This is a genomic window from Photobacterium sp. TY1-4, from assembly GCF_025398175.1.
GTDB lineage: Bacteria > Pseudomonadota > Gammaproteobacteria > Enterobacterales > Vibrionaceae > Photobacterium.
In genome coordinates this window covers 1,347,489-1,368,633 of the sequence record NZ_CP099735.1, presented here as the reverse complement: position 1 = coordinate 1,368,633, position 21,145 = coordinate 1,347,489, and the positions used below count along the sequence as shown (strand labels likewise).

Annotated in this window: 15 protein-coding genes; 7 read left to right on the top strand and 8 right to left on the bottom strand. The window is 58.0% G+C overall.

Annotated features, from left to right (window positions below):
* Window positions 1-267: 267 nt before the first annotated feature.
* From prpC to NH461_RS22870, 4 genes are all read left to right on the top strand, one after another.
* Window positions 268-1,428 (top strand): 2-methylcitrate synthase, encoded by a 1,161-nt coding sequence (gene prpC, locus NH461_RS22885; protein WP_261603266.1) that lies wholly within the window; start codon window positions 268-270, stop codon window positions 1,426-1,428.
* Between the two features lie 129 nt (window positions 1,429-1,557).
* Window positions 1,558-4,143, top strand: coding sequence for a Fe/S-dependent 2-methylisocitrate dehydratase AcnD (acnD, locus tag NH461_RS22880; RefSeq protein WP_261603265.1), 2,586 nt, complete (start codon window positions 1,558-1,560; stop codon window positions 4,141-4,143).
* A gap of 10 nt (window positions 4,144-4,153) precedes the next feature.
* The gene (gene prpF, locus NH461_RS22875) at window positions 4,154-5,344 is read left to right on the top strand and encodes a 2-methylaconitate cis-trans isomerase PrpF (RefSeq protein WP_261603264.1); all 1,191 of its coding nucleotides are present in this window, start codon (window positions 4,154-4,156) and stop codon (window positions 5,342-5,344) included.
* 209 nt (window positions 5,345-5,553) lie between these two features.
* The gene (locus NH461_RS22870) at window positions 5,554-7,428 is read left to right on the top strand and encodes a propionyl-CoA synthetase (RefSeq protein ID WP_261603263.1); all 1,875 of its coding nucleotides are present in this window, start codon (window positions 5,554-5,556) and stop codon (window positions 7,426-7,428) included.
* A 131-nt stretch (window positions 7,429-7,559) separates the two neighbouring features.
* Here NH461_RS22870 and NH461_RS22865 read toward each other — a convergent pair whose 3' ends face one another.
* From NH461_RS22865 to NH461_RS22850, 4 genes are all read right to left on the bottom strand, one after another.
* Window positions 7,560-8,603: a putative DNA-binding domain-containing protein gene (locus tag NH461_RS22865; protein WP_261603262.1), complete on the bottom strand. Its 1,044-nt coding sequence runs from the start codon at window positions 8,601-8,603 to the stop codon at window positions 7,560-7,562.
* 8 nt (window positions 8,604-8,611) lie between these two features.
* Window positions 8,612-9,589 (bottom strand): DUF692 domain-containing protein, encoded by a 978-nt coding sequence (locus NH461_RS22860; RefSeq protein ID WP_261603261.1) that lies wholly within the window; start codon window positions 9,587-9,589, stop codon window positions 8,612-8,614.
* A gap of 11 nt (window positions 9,590-9,600) precedes the next feature.
* Window positions 9,601-11,697 carry a ferritin-like protein gene (locus tag NH461_RS22855; protein ID WP_261603260.1) on the bottom strand — a complete coding sequence of 699 codons (2,097 nt, stop codon included), beginning with the start codon at window positions 11,695-11,697 and terminating at the stop codon, window positions 9,601-9,603.
* 498 nt (window positions 11,698-12,195) lie between these two features.
* Window positions 12,196-12,618 carry an organic hydroperoxide resistance protein gene (locus tag NH461_RS22850; RefSeq protein ID WP_261603259.1) on the bottom strand — a complete coding sequence of 141 codons (423 nt, stop codon included), beginning with the start codon at window positions 12,616-12,618 and terminating at the stop codon, window positions 12,196-12,198.
* 98 nt (window positions 12,619-12,716) lie between these two features.
* Between NH461_RS22850 and NH461_RS22845 the strand changes: the two genes are divergently transcribed.
* The 3 genes from NH461_RS22845 (at window position 12,717) to NH461_RS22835 (ending at window position 14,335) form a co-directional block, all read left to right on the top strand.
* A complete protein-coding gene (locus NH461_RS22845; RefSeq protein ID WP_261603258.1) occupies window positions 12,717-13,262 on the top strand; it encodes a MarR family winged helix-turn-helix transcriptional regulator in 546 nt (181 codons plus the stop codon).
* A gap of 176 nt (window positions 13,263-13,438) precedes the next feature.
* Entirely contained in the window at window positions 13,439-13,870 is a 432-nt protein-coding gene (locus tag NH461_RS22840) for a universal stress protein (protein ID WP_261603257.1), read from the top strand.
* Window positions 13,871-13,975: 105 nt separating this feature from the next.
* Complete coding sequence (locus NH461_RS22835) at window positions 13,976-14,335, top strand: diacylglycerol kinase (RefSeq protein WP_261603256.1); 360 nt, start codon at window positions 13,976-13,978, stop codon at window positions 14,333-14,335.
* Window positions 14,336-14,407: 72 nt separating this feature from the next.
* Here the strand turns inward: NH461_RS22835 and NH461_RS22830 are convergent, their stop codons facing one another.
* From NH461_RS22830 to NH461_RS22815, 4 genes are all read right to left on the bottom strand, one after another.
* Entirely contained in the window at window positions 14,408-16,045 is a 1,638-nt protein-coding gene (locus NH461_RS22830) for an FMN-binding glutamate synthase family protein (RefSeq protein WP_261603255.1), read from the bottom strand.
* A gap of 201 nt (window positions 16,046-16,246) precedes the next feature.
* Window positions 16,247-16,456 carry a hypothetical protein gene (locus tag NH461_RS22825; RefSeq protein ID WP_261603254.1) on the bottom strand — a complete coding sequence of 70 codons (210 nt, stop codon included), beginning with the start codon at window positions 16,454-16,456 and terminating at the stop codon, window positions 16,247-16,249.
* Between the two features lie 252 nt (window positions 16,457-16,708).
* Window positions 16,709-19,609, bottom strand: a complete 2,901-nt coding sequence (locus NH461_RS22820) for an AMP-binding protein (protein WP_261603253.1) — start codon at window positions 19,607-19,609, stop codon at window positions 16,709-16,711.
* 188 nt (window positions 19,610-19,797) lie between these two features.
* Window positions 19,798-21,042 carry a response regulator gene (locus NH461_RS22815; protein ID WP_261603252.1) on the bottom strand — a complete coding sequence of 415 codons (1,245 nt, stop codon included), beginning with the start codon at window positions 21,040-21,042 and terminating at the stop codon, window positions 19,798-19,800.
* Between the last annotated feature and the right edge of the window lie 103 nt (window positions 21,043-21,145).

Below are 21,145 nucleotides of genomic sequence, written 5' to 3'. Positions count from 1 at the left end.
GTCGCCGTTCGGTCGCTAAAGCGAACAATGAAATGGAGAGAAGGTGTGACGAGTTGCTTTGCCCTGGGGCGTGCGGCTCGCAGTGTCCGCCTTGTCAGTCCTCCGCAGCAAGACCCGCAACGCCGCGCGTTGCGAAGACCAGATTAATTATTTTGATAACAAACCAAACGCTGGAAACAGTCATTGCCTGATGATCAAAGCGAGGGCGATCAGCCGTCGCAACGGAGACTCAGGCGTTGGATAACGTGAACAAATAAGGAGTCTGCTATGACTGCGTTAGCCGTAGCTGATAAGGAAAAGGATAACAAACAATTAGGTGGTGCCGGTCTGCGTGGCCAGAGCGCCGGGACAACAGCGCTGTGTACCGTGGGTAAAAGCGGCACCGGGCTGACCTACCGTGGCTATGACATCACGGATCTGGCCCATCATGCCGAATTCGAAGAAGTGGCGCATTTGCTGTTGAAAGGCAAGTTGCCGACCCAGGCCGAGCTGGACGGCTACAAGCAGGTGCTGAAACAGGCCCGTGGTCTGCCGCCGGCGCTGTGTCGGGTGCTGGAAGAAATCCCGGCCGATGCCCATCCGATGGATGTGATGCGGACCGGGTGCTCGATGCTGGGCAACCTGGATCAGGAGCTGGACTTTTCCGAGCAGGAAAGCAAGACCGACATCCTGCTGGCGATGCTGCCAGCCATGATCTGCTACTGGTACCGCTACAGCCACGATGGGGTGCGGATTGATACCGCCAACAGCGATCAGGACAGCATCGGTGGCTATTTCCTGGAAATGCTGACCGGCAAAACGCCATCTGAGCTGCACAAACAAGTGATGCACTGTTCGCTGGTACTGTATGCCGAGCATGAGTTCAACGCTTCGACCTTTACCGCCCGGGTGTGTGCCTCGACCCTGTCGGATCTGCACTCGTGCATTACCGCGGCTATCGGTAGCCTGCGCGGCCCGCTGCACGGCGGTGCCAACGAAGCGGCGATGGAAATGATCGAGCAGTGGCAGACGCCGGATGAAGCGGAAGCCGGGATCATGGACATGCTGGCGAAGAAAGAGAAAATCATGGGCTTTGGTCACGCGATTTACCGTGAGTCCGATCCCCGCAATGCTTTAATTAAAGCATGGTCGGAAAAACTGGCTGCCGATGTGGGTGACACCCGTCTGTATGCGGTGTCCGAGCGGGTAGAGCAGGTGATGAAGCGCGAGAAAAATCTGTTCTGTAACGCCGATTTCTTCCACGCCTCGGCCTATCACTTCATGGGGATCCCGACCAAGCTGTTCACGCCGATCTTTGTGATGAGTCGGGTGACGGGCTGGGCCGCTCATGTGTATGAGCAGCGCGCCAACAACCGCATCATCCGCCCGAGCGCCGACTACGTCGGGCCGGAGCCACAAGCGTGGCTGCCCATCGAAGCGCGGAAATAACACGCTGCAGCAGACTCCGCCCAAGGAGTCCCGCCAATCCCTCCCCCCGGCGCAGATGGCCGGGGGGAGCATCAAGATCTGAACGTCGCCTGAAAGCGTCTGTGAGCATAAGACTCACGGAGGGAAGCAATGAAGATAAACACCCAATACCGTAAGCCGCTGGCCGGCAGCGGACTCGATTTTTTTGATACCCGGGAAGCCGCCAATGCGATTGCACCCGGGGCCTACGAGACACTCCCCTACACCTCACGCGTGCTGGCCGAACAGCTGGTTCGACGCTGCGATCCGGACAGTCTCACGGAGAGTTTGAAGCAACTGATTGAGCGCAAGCGCGATCTGGATTTCCCCTGGTATCCGGCGCGCGTGGTGTGCCATGACATTCTGGGCCAGACCGCCCTGGTTGATTTGGCGGGCCTGCGCGATGCCATCGCCGAGCAAGGTGGCGATCCGGCCAAAGTGAACCCGGTGGTGGAAACCCAGCTGATTGTCGATCACTCCCTCGCGGTGGAGCACGCCGGGTTTGACCCGGATGCGTTTGACAAGAACCGCGCCGTCGAAGAGCGCCGCAATGAAGACAGGTTTCACTTCATCAACTGGTGTAAAACCGCGTTTGAGAACGTCAGCGTGATCCCGGCCGGGAACGGCATCATGCACCAGATCAATCTGGAGAAAATGTCGCCGGTGATCCAGGCCAAGGACGGGATTGCCTATCCCGATACCTGTGTCGGGACCGACAGCCACACCCCGCATGTCGATGCGCTGGGGGTGATCGCCATTGGGGTCGGGGGCCTCGAAGCCGAAACCGTGATGCTGGGCCGCCCGTCCATGATGCGCCTGCCGGATATCGTCGGGGTCAAACTGACCGGCCAACGTCAGCCGGGCATTACTGCCACCGATATTGTGCTGGCCTTAACCGAGTTCCTGCGCAATGAGCGGGTGGTGTCCTCGTATCTGGAATTTTTCGGCGAAGGGACCCAAGATCTGACGATTGGCGATCGGGCAACGATTTCCAATATGACCCCGGAATATGGTGCCACCGCCGGGATGTTCTACATCGACGAGCAGACCATTAACTACCTCAAGCTGACCGGTCGTGATGACGCGCAAGTCAAGCTGGTGGAGCAATACGCCAAGCAAACCGGTCTGTGGGCCGATGATCTGCAAAGCGCGGTTTACGAGCGGGTATTGGAATTTGATATCTCGCAAGTGGCGCGCAACATGGCCGGTCCGTCGAACCCGCACCGACGTCTGCCGACCGCAGAGCTGGCCTCGCGGGGCATTGCCGGTCCGTGGGAAGAAAAAGCCGGTGAGTTGCCGGACGGCGCTGTGATTATTGCCGCCATTACCTCCTGTACCAATACCAGTAACCCGCGCAACGTCGTGGCCGCCGGGCTGGTGGCCAAGAAAGCCAATGCACTGGGGCTGGTGCGCAAGCCTTGGGTGAAAACCTCGTTTGCACCGGGATCGAAAGTCGCCAAGCTGTACTTAGAAGAAGCTGGCCTGCTGCCGGAAATGGAAAAACTGGGCTTCGGAATTGTCGGTTATGCCTGTACCACCTGTAACGGCATGAGCGGCGCACTGGATCCGGAAATTCAGCAAGAAATTATTGAACGTGATCTCTACACCACTGCGGTCCTTTCAGGCAATCGCAACTTCGATGGCCGGATCCACCCGTACGCCAAGCAGGCGTTCCTGGCCTCGCCGCCGCTGGTGGTCGCCTATGCGCTGGCAGGCTCGATCCGTTTTGATATCGAGCGCGATGCGCTGGGCACAGACCCGCAGGGCAATCCGGTCTACCTTAATGACTTGTGGCCAAGCGACGAAGAAATTGATGCGGTGGTCGGCCAGTACGTTAAGCCGGAGCAATTTAATCAGGTCTATATCCAGATGTTCAAGCTGGATGACGAGGCGCGCAACAGCAACCCGCTGTATGACTGGCGTCCGATGAGCACCTATATCCGCCGTCCACCGTACTGGGAAGGCGCGCTGGCCGGGGAGCGGACCCTGTCGGGGATGCGTCCGCTGGCGATCCTGGGCGACAACATCACCACCGACCACTTATCGCCGTCCAATGCGATTCTGGCGTCCAGTGCGGCCGGGGAATATCTCGCCACCATGGGCTTGCCGGAAGAGGACTTTAACTCCTACGCCACCCACCGCGGCGATCACCTGACCGCGCAGCGGGCGACGCTGGCGAATCCGAAACTGTTCAACGAAATGGTCAAAGACAACGGCGAAGTCGTGCAGGGCTCGCTGGCGCGGATTGAGCCGGAAGGCAAGGTGACGCGGATGTGGGAAGCGATTGAAACCTACATGAACTGCAAGCAGCCGCTGATCGTGGTGGCCGGGGCCGATTACGGTCAGGGCTCGTCTCGCGACTGGGCCGCTAAAGGGGTACGTCTGGCCGGGGTTGAAGCCATTGTCGCTGAAGGATTCGAGCGCATTCACCGCACCAACCTGGTCGGTATGGGCGTGCTGCCCTTGCAGTTCAAAGCCGGGGTTAACCGCAACACGTTAGCACTGGACGGCACCGAGCTGTACGACGTGGTCGGTGAGATCACCCCGGGCGCCGAGCTGGCACTGGTGATCACCCGTGCTAACGGCGAAAAAGTCGATGTGCCGGTCACCTGTCGTCTCGACACTGCCGATGAAGTGCATGTCTATGCTGCGGGCGGCGTGTTGCAGCGCTTCGCGCAAGACTTTCTGGCCAAGTAAAGGGGGCATCATGACAAGGAGTGTATCTGCGTCTCAGGTTAAAGTGCCCGCCACCTATATGCGTGGCGGCACCAGCAAAGGCGTATTTTTTAGTCTGGAAGATCTCCCGCCGGCGGCTCAGGTGCCCGGCGAAGCTCGTGACCGCCTGCTGCTGCGAGTGATTGGCAGCCCGGACCCTTACGGCAAGCAGATTGACGGCATGGGCGGTGCGACCTCGAGCACCAGTAAAACCGTGATTGTCTCCAAAAGCGAGCGTGCAGATCATGATGTGGATTACCTGTTCGGTCAGGTGTCGATTGATCAGCCGTTTGTCGATTGGAGCGGCAACTGCGGCAATTTGTCGGCGGCGGTCGGCCCGTTCGCGATCCATGCCGGTTTAATCGCCAGAGAGCGTTTGCCGGAAAACGGGATTGCGACGGTGCGGGTGTGGCAGGTCAATATCGGCAAAACCATTGTGGTGCATGTGCCGATCGTCAAGGGTCAGGTGCAGGAGACCGGGGCTTTTGCGCTCGACGGGGTCACGTTTCCGGCGGCTGAGATTCAGGTCGACTTTATGGATCCGGCCGATGGCGAAGGGTCGATGTTTCCGACCGGGAATGTGGTCGATACGCTGGAGGTGCCGGGCGTCGGCACCTTCAGTGCCACGCTGATCAATGCCGGGATCCCGACCATTTTTATCGACGCCGAAGTGATTGGGTTCACCGGCACCGAACTGCAGGATGACATCAACAATGATGAACAAACGCTGGCAATGTTCGAGCAGATCCGGGCTTACGGCGCGTTGAAAATGGGGCTGATTGAGCGGCTGGAAGAAGCGAAGAGCCGTCAGCATACGCCGAAAATTGCTTTTGTGTCCGAGCCGAAAACCTATGTGTCGTCGAGCGGTAAGCCCGTTGCGGCTGGAGACGTTGATGTGCTGGTGCGGGCGTTGTCGATGGGCAAGCTGCACCACGCGATGATGGGGACCGCCGCAGTCGCGATTGCCTCAGCGGCCTGTGTCCCGGGAACCCTGGTGAATATCGCAGCCGGCGGCGGTGAGCGAGAGTCGGTGACCTTCGGCCATCCGTCCGGCACCTTAAAGGTGGGGGCAAAGGCGCGGGTTGTGGGTCAGGATTGGGTGGTGGAAAAAGCCATCATGAGCCGTAGTGCACGGATCCTGATGGAAGGATTTGTCCGGGTGCCCGCCGAAGTGGTGGCTTGAGCGCGTTTGGAGATGAGCAATCTCATACCAATCGTAGTAAATAACTGGTCATCCTAGCTTGTTAAAACGCTCGATAACTGCGTTAGAATTTTTGATTGTAGAATAACTACTTATCGAAAAATTCTGCCTTGTTCTCAAGCATTTTTCCTGCGCTATTTCTGATCACTTACTTACTGTGATTGGTATCAGGACATACTGGAGGAAGCAATATGTCTGCATATCAGGAAGCATTTGATTTATCGGCCGCAGAGCCGGAAGTCTTTTGGAAGCAGCAGGCCGAGAATCTGGCTTGGTTTCAATTTCCACAAACAATTTTGAGTCAGGACGAACACGGCATTGAGCGCTGGTTTGCTGACGGTGAACTGAATACGGCCTATCTGGCGCTGGACCACCATGTGGCGCAGGGCCGGGGCGATCAGACGGCGCTGATTTACGACTCGCCGGTCACCGGGCAGAAAGCTCGCTATACCTACCGGGTGCTGCGGGATCAGGTCGCCAAAGTCGCCGGGATGCTGGCCGGACTCGGCGTCGAGAAAGGCGATCGTGTGGTGATTTACATGCCGATGATCCCGGAAGCGGCGATGGCGATGCTGGCGTGTGCCCGGCTGGGCGCGATTCACTCCGTCGTGTTCGGCGGTTTTGCTCCCAACGAGCTGGCGGTGCGGATTGAAGATGCCGAGCCGAAAGTGGTCATGACTGCCAGCTGCGGGGTGGAAGTGAGCAAAGTGATCCCCTACAAGCCGATGGTCGATCAGGCGGTGATGGACAGCCGCTGGAAGCCGGCGCATGTGGTGGTTTATCAGCGCAAGCAGTGCTTGGCGGACCTGCATCATGAACGGGATAGAGACTGGTCGGCCCTGATGCAAACGGCGACGCCTCACGATTGTGTCCCGGTCAAAGCGACCGATCCGCTTTACATTCTCTATACTTCGGGCACCACCGGCAAACCCAAAGGCGTGGTGCGGGATAACGGCGGCCATGCGGTGGCGATGCACTACAGTATGTCGACAATTTATAACGTCGACCCGGGCGATGTATTCTGGGCGGCCTCGGATGTCGGCTGGGTGGTCGGCCATTCCTACATTGTGTATGCCCCTTTGATTTATGGCTGCACCACCATCATGTATGAAGGCAAACCGGTCCGAACCCCGGATCCCGGCGCGTTCTGGCGGGTTTGTAATGAGTACGGTGTGCGGGTGTTGTTCTCGGCCCCGACAGCGTTTCGGGCGATCAAGAAAGAAGATCCGGACGGCACCTTCCTGCAGGATTATCCGATGGTCAACCTGACCACGATTTTCATGGCTGGCGAGCGGCTGGATCCGCCGACGCTGGAGTGGGTCGAGGCCAAAACCGGACGCCCGGTGGTGGATCACTGGTGGCAGACCGAAACCGGTTGGGCGATTGCCGGCAATCCGCTTGGTCTGGAGCGCTTTGCGGTCAAACCCGGCTCAGCCACGAAACCCGTTCCGGGTTATCAGGTTGAGGTGCTCAACGAGCTGGGCGAGGCGCAACCTGCCAATACGCAAGGCTATATCGCGATCAAGCGCCCGTTGCCGCCGAGCTGCCTGCCGACGGTGTGGCGCAATCACGACCGGTTTGAGTCCGGTTATCTGAGCCAGTTTCCGGGCTACTACGTCTCTGGTGACGGCGGTTATATCGATGAAGACGGCTACCTGTTCGTGATGGGCCGGATTGACGATGTGATCAACGTGGCCGGGCACCGGCTCTCGACCGGGGAAATGGAAGAAGTGGTCGGCAGCCATGAAGCCGTCGCCGAATGCGCGGTGATCGGGATCCATGACGAGCTGAAAGGTCAGCTGCCGCTCGGGCTGGTGGTGCTCAAAGACGGTTTTGTCTCGGAGAACGGCAATATTGAGCAGGCGCTGTTGCAGAAAGTGCGGCAGGAGATTGGCGCGGTGGCGTGCTTTAAGCAGGCCATCATCGTCGACCGGTTGCCGAAAACCCGCTCCGGTAAGATCCTGCGCCGGGTGATCCGCCAAATTGCCGATGGCGAGCAGTACGTGGTGCCCTCAACCATTGATGATCCGTCCTCCCTGGACGAGCTGGCCCGGGTGCTGGAATAACCCGCTTCAAGCGCCAGTGACAGCAAAGCGGCAAGCCCTGAGCTTGCCGCTTTACAATGTAAACCGCCTGGATTCAGTCGCGTCTTACAGCAGGTCATGCGGCCTCTTTGATGGCTTTAAAATGAAAATGCTCAAGGGAGTGTTTCTCCGTCGACGCACAACAGTCCTTGGGTGACAGCTGCCGGTAACCAGAGCATCAGCCGGGTATAGATATCGCCGGTGTTGAGGCCTTCTGATTGTGCCGCGGCATGAACGGCTTCGTTGAGCCCGGCGGATTGCTGACAGGCAGTGAGCAAAGCATGCTGCCAGGGCGTCAGCTCGACCGTGGTCAGCTGATAGTTGACCCGCGACAAGGCCAGCCAGTTTGCAGCGGATTCGGGTATGGTCAGTGCTGCTGATGTCAGCTCGGGTGCGCCAGTTTGTGGCGACAATCCATCGGTTGAGTTCGCGGTATTCGCCCTTGCAGCCTCTTGCGCTGCTTCCAGCGCGCTCATCAGGGGCAGGACCGGGTATTCCAGCGCGAGCAGGCGCAGGCAAGGTGCGGGCGTCAGCCGGATTGGTTCGTGAAACAACGCCAACCCGTTCAACATTGGGGAAACGGAGAGCGGCTTTCCCTCAAATCCTTTGGCAAGGGCGACTTCAGCCCGGGCCCGTTCGACTTGTGCGATCTCCTGCGGCAGGACGAAAAAGGCCCGTTGCTCCGGGTTTAAATCGCCATCCGGCCGGGTCTCGGCCAGAAAGCGCGGAAAATCCCGGCCTAAATCATACAAACTACGATGACTGGAAGGCCGACTGACAATATAGGCCTTGGCAAAGTCATGAAACACCTTCTCTCCCATAAATGCAGCCAGGATCCGGTATTCGGCCTGAAGACACTCGACCAACCGCATTACATACCCGGCGGCATAGATATCCAGGCGCCTGAGCGGACTTGCCAGTGATCGTGCTTGTGCTTCAGCAATAGATATGGAAGTGTCGCCTGCCGTCGGCTCCTGAGGTTGGGTGTGTCCTGGCGGTTCCAGCCTGCGGTTACCTTCGTTTGGGTCCGCCAAATAAGATTCCGGCGGCAGGTGAGTGGCTTGGGTCGCCGCCATTACTTTCTGGCGCAGATCCCCGCGCACCGCCAGGATGGTCATCAGCCATTGTTGGGATTGTTGTAACGTTGGATGCGCCATCAAGATACCTATCGAACAATCGGGGTTGAAATCGCTGCACCAGCCGGGGTTGCCTGAGACACACTCGGGGCGTTTTCCGGCAGCCGGCCCTGGGCAACACCGCGGGCTTTATCTAGCTCCCGGACCAGCTCTGGGAAGTCAGGAATATTGGCATCCCATTCCAGCAAGGTGGCCGTCCCGCCGGTTAGTGCAAGTGCCCGTTGGTAGAGCTGCCAGACTTGGGCCGGGACGGGCTGATCATGGGTATCAATCAGGCAGTCGCCCACCTCGGTCGGTCCGGCCAGGTGCATTTGGACAATGCTGTCATGGGGCAGGGATTCGATGTAGGTCACGGGATCGTAGCCGTGGTTATAGGCCGACACATAGACATTGTTGACATCGAGCAGCAGCCCGCAACCGGTTTGCCGAACCAGTTCGGCCAGAAAATCCCATTCGCTGTAGCTGTTCTGTCGAAATTCCAGGTAGGTTGACGGATTTTCCAGGATCAGCGGACGTTGCAGGCGCTCTTGTACATCGTGGATCCGCGCCGCGACATGACGCAGACTTTCCGCGGTCAGCGGCATCGGCAACAGATCATGGCTGTTGATGCCGAGGGCCCCGGTCCAGCACAAGTGATCGGATATCCATGCCGGTTCGATGTCATCCGCCAGAGCTTTGAGTTTGCCGAGATAGATTTCATCGAGGGGATCGCTGCTGCCGAGATTCATCGATACCCCGTGCATGACCACCGGACGCCGGGCACGGACCTGCTCCAGCACGTGGCGGGCATAACCGTAGTTGTCGATGAAGTTCTCGCTGATGATCTCAAACCAGTCAACGGACCAGTCGTCCTGCTGCATCAGGTAAGGAAAATGCTGGGTCCGTAAACCGACACCAAAGCCGAGGTTTTCCAGGCCCAGCCGGTTTGGCAATTGTGGCGCACCGGCTGAGGAGAAAAGGCCCCCCCGAGGGGAGCCTTGCTGAGATGGGTTGAACGTTTGGGTCATTGAGCCAGTCCTCAGGTTGACGGTGGCATGGCCAGGCGGATGTCACTCGGCTGCGGTGGCTCGGGGATTTCAATCTTGTCACCATGGATGGTTTTGGTGACTTTAATCAACCCTTTTGCCTCGCAATAGGCGCGCCAGGCGACATCATAGACAGCTTCTCCGGGCTGATAGGGCATGGCATCCACATACTGGACCACCGGTGGCAGCATGTCCCGGGCTTTGAGCTGCGGCCAACGGGTTTTCTCTGCCGGAAAGTCCGGGGCCGGACCAAAGGTATAAAGCTGCATCCGGTAATCGTTGTCAACCTGGTGCGGGAACAGCTGCGAGGCAGAAATCGGGACGGCACAGCCGCCAAACCCGCCGCACAGGTTGTCTGCCGGGGCACTTTTGAGCCCTTTCGCGGCGCTGCTGCTGCAACTGCCGCCGCCACTGGCACTTTGCACAAAGCCGCAGCCGCCCTGGGTTTTACACTCATTCGAGCCTTTACAGCTGTGATAGCTCAGGACGTTGGCACAGCTGTTCTCTGCTTCCTTACCTTCTGTGGTGCCTGTTTCCGGGTACATCGCCATTCCCTGGCAGGCATGATACAAGGTGCCCGATTGCTGGTTGGCGATCCCGGTAACCAGATCAGGACAGCGGCCGGTCACTGCCCAGCAGATCGAAATGCGATCGCCCGAGCCGCCCATCGCTGGTGACGGAAATTCCGCATCCGGTTCGGCCCAGTAACGGTTCAGTGCTGTGGTGATCCCCTTAATGGTGCCGACGGCAGCCTGACTGAACAGCTGATACGTGTTGTCTCTTTCAGCCACGCTGTTGAGGCGATTCAGGGCGTCGGCAATCGCTTCGGTCGACGGCAGGTTCGGTGCTCCGTCTTTACCGAGCATGTCGGCAGTCCAGGGGGTGTCCGGATGTTGCTGGTGCCACTGATCCCAGGTGAGGTAGTCCGGCTGGCTGATCAGGGTCTTCACTTGCTCGAATAATTCGAAGTGATCCTTATCGCCGTTTTCAAACCGGGCCTGGGCGGAGCCGGATGGCAGCGTTGTCTTATTGCCTTCATCATCATAGCCGGGATAGTCCAGGTTCAGGGCTTCTTTGTCGGGCTGGAAGCGTTGTTGGACCGCGTTTAACATATTGCTCTGGAACACCTTGACCCAGGATTGTTCTGACCATCGCTCAAGGATGTTTTTTACCACATCGGCGCCTTCGCCCTGATCGGTAATGGCATTGATGTTGTTGATGAGTTGAATCTTCACCTCATCCAGAGTGGGTCCAATGGTGGCATCTATGCCCGGATATTGCTGCATGTTACGCGGTGGTACATTGTTAAACTGATCCCGTTGCCCATTTTTAGCTGCCAGCAGATGCCCCAGAAGTGTGCTGCCATCGCTGTACTCGATTTCCAGATATTGCCAGTAACACAGGTACATATGCCCGATTGAACCGAACATGGGTAAATCATTTTCGGTCATGCTGGCACTGAACCAGTTATACGGCGCCTCTTCAAAATACTTGGCCGTTTCTGTCCCGCCGGCTTGTGTCACTTGCGGGTTACGCAGCATCTCCCGGGCGCGATCTTCGGTCTCTTCGATGGCCAGGAAGAGTTCAACCTGGGTTGAGTCCATGGCCCGCAGCGCGACTTTCAGCTGGCTCAAATCCGGATCGGTGCCCTTCCAGTCAGAAAAGTCCAGGATATGCGGGATCTGGCTGGTATTGTTGTAACACTGCCAACCGTTATCTTCGCTCTGGAGTGCACTGCTGGTGAACACTGGGGTAAAGCCCAACGTACTGGCCATATTGGATGCCAGTTGCAGGTGAAGCATTTCGGCGACAAACACACTGTAGACCTTGTTAAACACCTGTGCGTTGGTGGTCAGTGCCTCGCCCGCCGTGGGTGCCGAGCCCGGCCACCAACGCCCGGTATAAAGAGTACTGCCTTTGCTGTTAATTTGGTGCATGCCCTGCACCGAATACAACGCCGTCATATACAGCGGGATAGTAAACAGCTCGACATTAACGGCCGCCTGGGCAATCGCCTTCACACAGGCAATATCTGCCTGGAGGTACTTCACATCGCGTTGTTTGATATTCTCAATCTCGTTGCTTTGCATTGTCCTGTTCTCTTTTTGTGTGAAGAAACAGGACGCGCTCAGTCCTGTTTCCGGGGAGACAGGGAACGGCATCAGTACGGGGACGATGCCGGTAGGGCCCTGTATACGTTCCTTGGCTTGGAGGTACGGATGGACCCAAACTGCAAGATCGCGCCTTCGATTGATTAAAATATGAACTCCAGGTCATATATTGGCCAATTTAAGTTGTCCTGTTTTTGTGATGGGTACGGCTGTTTTCGTCTTGAAAGATCGACGTCTTTGGACGGGGTTAACGAAAAAAGCACTCCAGAGGGCTGTGACGCGGTTGCGACAGGGAAGGAAGCAGGAGGTGATCTGAAATGATGAGTTCGTATCGCCCCGATGTGATGTAAGGCGTGGTTTATGGTGCTGAACGCCCGGCCGGAAATTGAAAATCATCGGCAGCATCGGGATTGAACGACTGTGATCTTCTATCGGCCGGGTGGTTTTTAATGGCTGAGATTCAACCCTTTCAGAGTGTTACAGCACTTCGCCGTTGACACTCAGTTGCACATCGATGTTGCCTTTGACGGCGTTGGAGTATGGGCAGACGCTGTGGGCGGTGCGGATCAGGGTGATGGCCTGCGCTTGTGGCAGATCTACCGTGGCGGCCAGGCTGACGCTCAGGGCAAAACCGCCTTGCGCATTGGGGCCGATGCCGACCTGGGCGGAGACCGGTGCTGCTTTGAGGGCGATTTTGCCTTCGCGCGCCACGTGGAGTACGGCATTGGAAAAACAGGCGGCATAACCCGCGGCAAACAGTTGCTCCGGGTTGGTGTGCTCACCGCTGCCGCCCATTTCTTTCGGGTAGCTCAGGTTGACGTTGAGTTTGCCGTCGTCGGTGCTGGCTTGACCGTTGCGACCGGCAGAAGCTGTAGCGGTGGTGGTGTATAGCGTCGTCATGTGGACTCCTTTGTTTGGATTTGGTGAGTAATTTAAGTTGTGTGCAATTTAATTGCCTGCAATCTTAATTCGATCTTGCGGGTGAAGGCAAGTATATTGTGCGCAATTTATTTTTTGGTGAGTACATCACGATGACAGACAAGGGACGATCCCAGGGGCTATCACAAGAGCTATCACAAGAGCTATCACAAGAGCTATCACAAGCGCTGACACAAGGAAAAGCGTCTGATTTAGTGCTGGAAAAACAGGTCTGTTTCTCTCTCTATAGTGCGGCGAATGCGATGATCCGGGCTTATCGGCCGCTCCTGGCGGCGTTGGATCTGACTTATCCGCAATATCTGGTGATGATGGTGCTGTGGTCTGAAAACGGCATCAACGTGAAAGATCTCGGCACCCGGCTGCATTTGGATTCCGGCACATTGACGCCGCTGCTCAAGCGGCTGGAAGGCAAAGGTCTGGTCAGCCGCCGCCGCAGCGACAAAGATGAGCGGGTGCGTGTGCTGTATCTGACCGAGCAGGGCGATGCGTTGAAAATACAAGCGGAATCGATCCCGGCGGCAATTTTCTGCAAGAGCGCCATGCCGCTGGAGGAACTGATCGCACTGAAACAAAGCTGTGATCAGTTGGTCAAGAACCTGAGCTAGCGTTTGATGCCGGATACCGACGCATGAGCGCATCGGCCTGTCAACCGGTGCCGTGACGGGACATCCGGCAATAAAACTACGTTTTCGCGGTATTCTCTTCTATGGTTTGTGTAGGCATTGGTCGGTGGTGTGACGGCTGATGTACCTGTGGCGCGATGGTCTGAAAGGAGATTGTCATGGGATACAAGCATTTACTCCTGGCGGTGAATCTGGATGAGTACGCTGAATATCTGATCTCGAAAGCGGCAGAGCAGGCGCGGATTCACCATGCCTTGTTTAGCGTGATCCATATGGACCCGGATCTGGGCCACCTGGAAGTCGGTGTACGTGAATACGATGCAGTGAACATCGACGAAAGCGAGCACTATGCGTCGGTGGCGGCCATGAGGCGACTGCTGAAAGGCACCAATTATCCGCTGTATAAACACCTCTTCTACACTGGCTATCTTGAAGATCAACTGATCACCGCCATTTCGCAGTTCGAAGTGGATCTGCTGGTACTCGGCCATCACCAATGTAACCTGTTTCGCCAGTTGTTCCTCTCCCCGAGCGAGCCGCTGGTGCGCCAGATGCCCTGTGATTTGCTGTTACTGAAGCTCAACGATTAAGTCGTTGCTTTTATTGGCTGAGATCACGTCTCGGCGTGTCACCCCCTCGATAGTGATGACTTCATGGCATATGATGCACTGAGTTTTTTGAAGTGAGTGCAGGACATGAAGCCGGGTGAGACGGGATTAAAGCGGGTCTATGATGCGGCCTGTTATTCCATTCTGGGACTGAAAGCAGCCTGGAAGTATGAAGAAGCGTTTCGGATGGAGCTGGGGATCCTGGTTTTGCTCACGCCGGTGACGTTTTTCCTGCCGGTGAGCAAGCTGGAGCAACTGGCGCTGGTGGCCAGTCTGGTCCTGGTATTGATTGTCGAGTTGCTCAATTCGGCGGTTGAAGCCGTGGTCGATCGGGTGGGGGATGAATATCATGAGTTGTCCGGCCGGGCCAAAGATATTGGCTCGGCGGCGGTCTTTGTCTCGATGCTGCTGGCCGGGCTGGTCTGGGCGGTGATCCTGTTTTTCTGAATCTTGAATCTTGAATCTTGAATCTTGAATCTTGAACCTTGAACCTTGAACCCAGAATCTCGATCTCGGGCATTAGCGCCGGTATTGACCGGGGCCGGTATGTTGCAACGGCTGAAAACTGTCGGGGGAAGCGGCGGCCCACCATTCGGCGTAAGGGGTGGCATCCGGATCATCCAACAGCGCCCGGTAGGGCAGGAACTCTTTGATTTTATCCATGGTGGCAATCGCGTTGGGGCTGGTTCTGTGGTGCAGATGATGGGGACGCAGTTCGCTCGGATGCTCCAGGCCGATGGCCCCGATGAGCTCCCCGAGTCTTGCCAGCGTATTGCGATGGAAATTGGCGACCCGGATGGATTTGTCGGCCACCACCAGGCCGTGCTGCCGGTTCGGATTTTGCGTGGTGATCCCGGTCGGACACTTGTCGGTATGGCATTTTTTCGACATCACACAGCCGAGGCTGAACATAAACGCCCGAGCGGCATTGCACCAGTCGGCACCCAGCGCCAGATTGCTGGCAATTGAAAAAGCGCTGCAGACTTTGCCGCTGGCCCCCAGACTGACATGATTACGTAAGCCGGTCCCGACCAGCGCGTTGCGGGTCAGGATCAACCCTTCGCGCAGCGTCATGCCGAGATGATCGGAAAACTCTTCCGGTGCTGCGCCGGTGCCGCCTTCCGCCCCATCGACCACTATAAAGTCGAGCAGAATGTCGGTTTTCAGCATTGCCTTACAGATCGCAAACAGCTCCCAGGGGTGACCGATGCAGAGCTTAATCCCGACGGGTTTGCCACCTGAATGCTCCCGGAGCAAAGCGACAAATTCCAGCAGTTCAATCGGGGTCCGGAAGGCACTGTGGGCGGGCGGAGACACGCACGCCACGCCGACCGGGACATGCCGGGCAAGGGCGATTTCTTCGGTCACTTTGATGCCCGGCAAGACACCGCCGTGGCCGGGTTTGGCGCCCTGACTGAGCTTAATCTCAATCATCTTCACTTGATCGCGCCGGGCTTGTTTGGTGAATAATGCCAAGTCGAAATGACCGTTCTGATCTCGGCAGCCGAAGTAGCCGGTGCCGATCTCCCATACCAAATCGCCGCCGTGACGGCGATGATAAGAGCTGATCCCCCCTTCCCCGGTATCGTGATAAAACCCGCCGATGGCGGCCCCTTTGTTCAGGGCTTCAATGGCTTTCCCGCTGAGAGCACCGAAGCTCATCGCCGAGATATTGAGCAGCGACACGTCGTACGGCTGGCTGCATTGCGGACCGCCGACCCGGATCCTGAAATTGGTGTCTTCTATTTTTCGGGCACAAATCGAATGGGTGAGCAGTTCGTACTGGGTGTTGTAGAGATCCAGATCGGTACCGAAGGGTTGCGAGTCGACGGTATTTTTGGCGCGCTCGTAAACCAGCGAGCGTTGTTTGCGGTTGAAGGGACGCTCGCTTAAATCACTTTCAACGATGTATTGGCGTAAATAGGGACGGGACGTCTCAAACATCCAGCGGATATGCGCCACTAAGGGGTAGTTGCGCAGCAGGTTATGGCGGGACTGCATTAAATCCCATAGCCCGACGAGCGCCAGGGGGAGCAGCAAGATCAGGTACACCCGCCACTCGGGGTGTGCGAGGCTGCCGAAGCCGACCAGCAGCGTGAGCAGCATGATCAGGGCTAACAGGCCGTATCGGATGCACAAGTCCACGATCACTTTCATCTTCCCTCCTGCGGTCTACGCCGGGTCATGACTCTTCCCCGAAAAGCGAGGGGAGCGTAAATTCTAAGTTTGGCACAGTCCCCGGTGTTCGGGATGAAGTGGCGTAACTGGAGGGGAATCAGGCGGGCGAGCGGGATGAGTCGGAGCGGTGGGGGATTGTGAACGATGTGCCGGGCTCGCCTGTCACAAACCCGGCGGCGATCAGGTTTTTTCAATCCGTGAGATGGTCCAGCGGGTGTCGCATTGGCTGCAGCTCAGTTGGGCCTCGGTGAGGCTTTTTCCCGTCTGCTGCGTGTTATCCGACTGGCAGGCCGGACACTGGGTGCGACTCGGTGGACAGTTGAGATTCATACAGTGGTTGCTGTGATCGGCCGATTTGAGCATGGGTTGCTTACAATCAGGACATAGCATGTTCACTCTCCTTGAATAGTTATCTACTTCGTGCTTGATGGAATACCGGGGCTCGACGGCATCGCGGTGGCATCAATGACGCCTCTATAGACTCAGGATTTACGTTATTTCTGCATTGATCTTGGTCATTTTTGCCGCGATTTTCGCGTTTGGCACATCATTGACGTGTTGGGCTAAAGCCGGAGAATGCGCGGGGAGGGTGTGACTAATGGATTGAATCTATTCAATTTTATGAGACTTTATTCGACGGGTTTAACGGGAGCCGGGATCAGGGCGGGACGGATGGTTTTTGGGGGCATGGGCCAGATCCGGCTCGCCGCAATGACGCAGGATTTCGCCCCGGGCTTGATCGCGCAGTTGTACGGCAGCCTGCCAGTCCGCCCCGTTCGGGGCGATGAGCGGACTAAATCGCAGGTGGATCGGCCCACGGCGCGGGAACAGGGATTTGTCCCGCAGTTTGGAGCGGGTGCCGCAGATTGTGACCGGCAGGATCGGTAATCCGGCTTTGGCTGCGGCAAGAAATGCTCCCATATGAAATTCATGCAGCCCGGCCATCCGGTAGAGGGTGCCTTCCGGGAAGATCACCAAGGGTTGCTGCTCGGTTGCGCTGTCGGCGATGCGGCTGGCATCCACGAGCCCCTGCTCGACATCAAAGCGCTCGACGAACTCGGTGCCGAGCCGGGAGAGAAAAACCCGGGTCAGCGGGTTGTTGCGCAGCTCGGCCTTGGCGACAAATCGGCAGGGTTGCGGACAGGCCGCGATAAACGCCAGGCCGTCGAGATAACTGGCGTGGTTGGCAACGATGACGCAGGGTGTGCCGGGGCCGGGCAAGTGTTCCCGGCCATCAAGGGTCAGGTGTGTGCCACTGAGTCGCAGCAGGGCTCTGGCTCCGAAACGGGTCACGGCCCAGGCGCTTTTCGGGTTGGGCAGCAGCGCAACGGTTGTCCAGACTATGGGCGCCAGCACGGTCAGCAGCCCCCAGAGGTAACCGGCATAGGCGATATCGATACCGATCCGCCAGGCGCGGTGGAGCTGGGGCAGCATCGCCGCCCGGATCAGGCGCAGCGCCTGTTGCCAGACGGCCCGTTGCGGCTCGTGAAGGCGCTGGGTCTGATACAGGGATTTACAGGCGGCCCGGCGAATTTTGCCGCTGGAGGTTTTGGGAATGGTATGTGGCGGGCAGATCACCACATCATCGGCCGGGCTGCCGAGTAAATCCAGCGCCAGGGTGTTGATTTGCTGTCGGAGCGGCTCGGTCTGCGCCGGAGCATGCTGGCGGGATTCTGCCAGGATCACCAGCTTCTCGGTGCCGCTCTGGGGATCGTGGCTGGCAAAGGCGGCGGCGCAACCTTTGCGGATGTTGGGTAGCCGGCACACGGCTTCTTCCAGCTCATGGGGATAGATATTGCGCCCGGCGCGGATAATGATGTCTTTGCTGCGCCCGGTCAGAAACAGCTCGCCACCGATGGTAAAGGCGCGATCGCCGGTGGTCAGCCAGTCGCCGTGATACAGGGCTTGGGTTTTGTCCGGGTCGCGGTAATAGCCTTGGGTGGCAGACGGCCCTTTGAATTCCAGCTCGCCTTCTTCCCGATCCGGCAGCTCGCGGCCCAGCGCGTCGATGATCCGGATCTGATGGCCCGGTAGCGGGTAGCCCAGCCCGACCACCTGGATCGCCGTCGGATCATCGGGCGCGGCGGGCTCGGCTCGCCCGAGTCGCGCCATGGGATCGCGCTTGATCCGCTCGATACGCGGGGTTCGGGACAGGGACGGAAACGTCAGGCCAACCGAAGATTCCGCCAGGCCGTACACCGGTGACATGGTTTGCGGGCGAAAACCGTAAGGCGCGAAGCGCTCGGTGAAACGTCGCATGGTCGACGGGCTGACCGGCTCTGCGCCGTTCCAGGCCAGCCGCCAGTGGCTGAGATCCAGCCCGGCCAGCGCACTGTCATCGATTTTGTTGAGGCACAGCTCGTAGGCAAAGTTGGGGGCGGCCGATAGAGTGGCCCGATGGCGGTGGATGGCCCACAGCCACCGTTGCGGACGGGACAGAAACAGCAAGGGGGACATGATCACCAGCGGGATCGCATGATACAGGCTGCCCAGCCAGGCGCCGATCAATCCCATGTCGTGATAGACCGGCAACCAGCTCACAAACACATCGTCCGAGCTGGCCTGAACCACGCGACCCATGGCACGAATATTGGCCAGCAGATTGGCATGGGTCAGGGTGACGCCTTTGGGCAGCCCGGTACTGCCGGAGGTATATTGCAAAAACGCGATATCATCCGCCCGGGCATCACCGATATCAGCGCCTTTCGCTGCGGTTTGGTGAAGATCGGTGTGGGTGACCACAGCCTGAATACTGGGTACCTGGAGCCGCAGCAGCTGCGACAGCGGTTTGGCTTCGGGCACCGTGATCATCAGTTTGGCCCGTGCATTGTTCAAGATCGCGGCATGGCGCTTGAGGTGATCTTCGATCTGGCTGAGCCGGGCCGGGGGATAGATCGGCACCGGGATCGCCCGGGCATAGAGGATCCCGAAAAAACTGTAAAAGTAATCTTCACAGGTCGGCAGCATGATGGCGACGCAATCCCCCGGGGCGATCTCCCGCGCTTGCAGGGCCCGGGCGATGTGACGGGCCCGTTGCCGGAGCTGTTGATAGCTGATTTCGACCATCTGGTCGGCATCCTGGTAGACATACAGTTGCGGCCGATCCGGGTGTTGGTCGACATGCCAGTCCAGCATGGCTTGCAGGGTGGCAGCCCGGTGGGGCAGCGAGGCGACATGGCCCAGCTCGAACGGCTGGGTAAGGCGGGAGGAATCCTGCACCGCTCCGGCGTCCTGCGGCGCTGCGTGCTGAATGGCGCGCAGCAGGTCGGCGGGGGTTTCGATCTCGGCGATGGCTTGGGTCGGCAGGTTGACGGCAAATTGCTGCTCACTGCGCTGGATCAGCTCGGCCCGCGTCAGGCTGTCAAACCCCAGCTCCTGATCCAGTCGGGTCTTGAGCGTCAGCTCGTCATCCATCAGGGGGTGTTGGCGCATTTCCTCAGCCAGCGTGCGGATCAGCAACAGCACGTCGCGGGCCCGAACGGAGCCTGATGCCGATGTTGGCTTTGGAAAGCGGGGTTGCTGCGGGCCGGGAACCTCTGCCATCTCTTGCCTCTTAACTGACCGCATTGGGGAAGCTGCCAACGGGGTATCCGTGGACGACGGGTTAGTTTGAAGTGTAGCTAACGACGCGGAAATCGGCGGAAAATGCTGTTTCGTGGGGTGAGACAGGGGCGAAATTGCCTCGAACCGGCAGGACGAACTGCCGGCAGGCGTTCACGGGAGTACCGCGATCAGAGGCTGGGCTCCGTTTGCGGGTGTTCGAGGACGATGCGGTTACGGCCGCTGGATTTGGCCTGATACAGACAATGGTCGGCGCGGCGGATTAGCTCATGGATATTGGCCTCGGCGTTGACCATGCCCAGGCTGACGGAGTAACGCACGGTGTGGCCCATCAGTTCCAGCTCGGCACCGGCGACATCTTCCATCAGGGCGGCCAGGCGGCGCTCGAAGATTTGCGGCGAATTGCCGAACAACAGACAAAACTCCTCACCGCCGAAGCGGGCGACCAGGGCGTCTGAGAAGAAGCGCTTCAGACGCTGGGCCAGGTCTATCAGCACCATATCCCCGATGTGGTGGCCGAAGCTGTCATTGATGGCTTTGAAGTGATCGATATCCAGCAGAGCCAGGCAGCGCGGTCCCTGATGATGGCGCACCAGGGCGTGCTCAAAGAAATAACGCCGGTTCCAGCTCTGGGTCAGATAATCCTGGTTGGCCAGCCGGTACAGGCGGCGCTCAGAGTCCAGAATGTCCAGGGTGCTGTGCAAACGGCAGTAGAACTCTTCCTGGTTGAAGGGTTTCTTGAGATAGTCGTTCGCGCCGGCTTTGAGAAACTTGGCGGTCAGGGCGTGTTCATCACTGGCTGACAGGCCGATGGCGGCCAGCTGTCCGGTACGGTAGGTTTTGCGCAGCTCTTTAATCAGGCTGACACCGTCGCGCTCGGGCATGGCATAGTCAGTGATCACCAGGCTGATGTCCGGCTCCTGTTGGATCATGGTCAGCGCCTGCTTGCCGTTGGCCGCTTCAACCACCGTCAGGTACTGACGCTCGAGCAGGCTGCGCAGATAACGGCGGGCGGTGGCTGAATCATCCACGACCAGCACTTTGTGTTGCTTGTTACTTTCCAGGCGGTGCAGGATTGGAATGATGGAGGAAATACAGGCCGGGCTGTCTTTGGGAATGTAGTCAATGACGGTTTTAGCCAGCACTTTTTCCCGGGTCATTTCATCCATCAGGGCGGTGAGGACGATGACCTTGATATCAACGGACAGACAAAGATCGATGATCTCTCCATCCTGGCCGTCCGGCAGGCAATAGTCGAGAATGGCACATAAAAAGTCGGTTCCCTCATCCAGCACCTTTTCTGCTTCCGCAATGCTTTCTGTCAAGACAGGGGTAAAACCAGCCTTTCTGAGCTCCAATTCGATAATCCGTCGAAAGGCCCGGCTGTCTTCCACGACTAATACTTTCTGTTCCATTAACTACAACCTTCAGTGCGTAGCGAAGCGATGACGCTGAATAAGGGGCTTATTATGGTGGATTTTGATAATAGTTACAATTATTCGCCGAATTGGGAGCAAC

Coding starts and splice junctions, on each gene's coding strand:
- NH461_RS22865 (WP_261603262.1), bottom strand. CDS start 8,603: ATGGCGCATCCAACGTTACAACAATCCCAACAATGGCTGATGACCATC.
- NH461_RS22820 (WP_261603253.1), bottom strand. CDS start 19,609: ATGGCAGAGGTTCCCGGCCCGCAGCAACCCCGCTTTCCAAAGCCAACA.
- NH461_RS22815 (WP_261603252.1), bottom strand. CDS start 21,042: ATGGAACAGAAAGTATTAGTCGTGGAAGACAGCCGGGCCTTTCGACGG.
- prpF (WP_261603264.1), top strand. CDS start 4,154: ATGACAAGGAGTGTATCTGCGTCTCAGGTTAAAGTGCCCGCCACCTAT.
- NH461_RS22860 (WP_261603261.1), bottom strand. CDS start 9,589: ATGACCCAAACGTTCAACCCATCTCAGCAAGGCTCCCCTCGGGGGGGC.
- NH461_RS22825 (WP_261603254.1), bottom strand. CDS start 16,456: ATGCTATGTCCTGATTGTAAGCAACCCATGCTCAAATCGGCCGATCAC.
- NH461_RS22855 (WP_261603260.1), bottom strand. CDS start 11,697: ATGCAAAGCAACGAGATTGAGAATATCAAACAACGCGATGTGAAGTAC.
- NH461_RS22850 (WP_261603259.1), bottom strand. CDS start 12,618: ATGACGACGCTATACACCACCACCGCTACAGCTTCTGCCGGTCGCAAC.
- NH461_RS22830 (WP_261603255.1), bottom strand. CDS start 16,045: ATGAAAGTGATCGTGGACTTGTGCATCCGATACGGCCTGTTAGCCCTG.
- acnD (WP_261603265.1), top strand. CDS start 1,558: ATGAAGATAAACACCCAATACCGTAAGCCGCTGGCCGGCAGCGGACTC.
- NH461_RS22840 (WP_261603257.1), top strand. CDS start 13,439: ATGGGATACAAGCATTTACTCCTGGCGGTGAATCTGGATGAGTACGCT.
- prpC (WP_261603266.1), top strand. CDS start 268: ATGACTGCGTTAGCCGTAGCTGATAAGGAAAAGGATAACAAACAATTA.
- NH461_RS22835 (WP_261603256.1), top strand. CDS start 13,976: ATGAAGCCGGGTGAGACGGGATTAAAGCGGGTCTATGATGCGGCCTGT.
- NH461_RS22870 (WP_261603263.1), top strand. CDS start 5,554: ATGTCTGCATATCAGGAAGCATTTGATTTATCGGCCGCAGAGCCGGAA.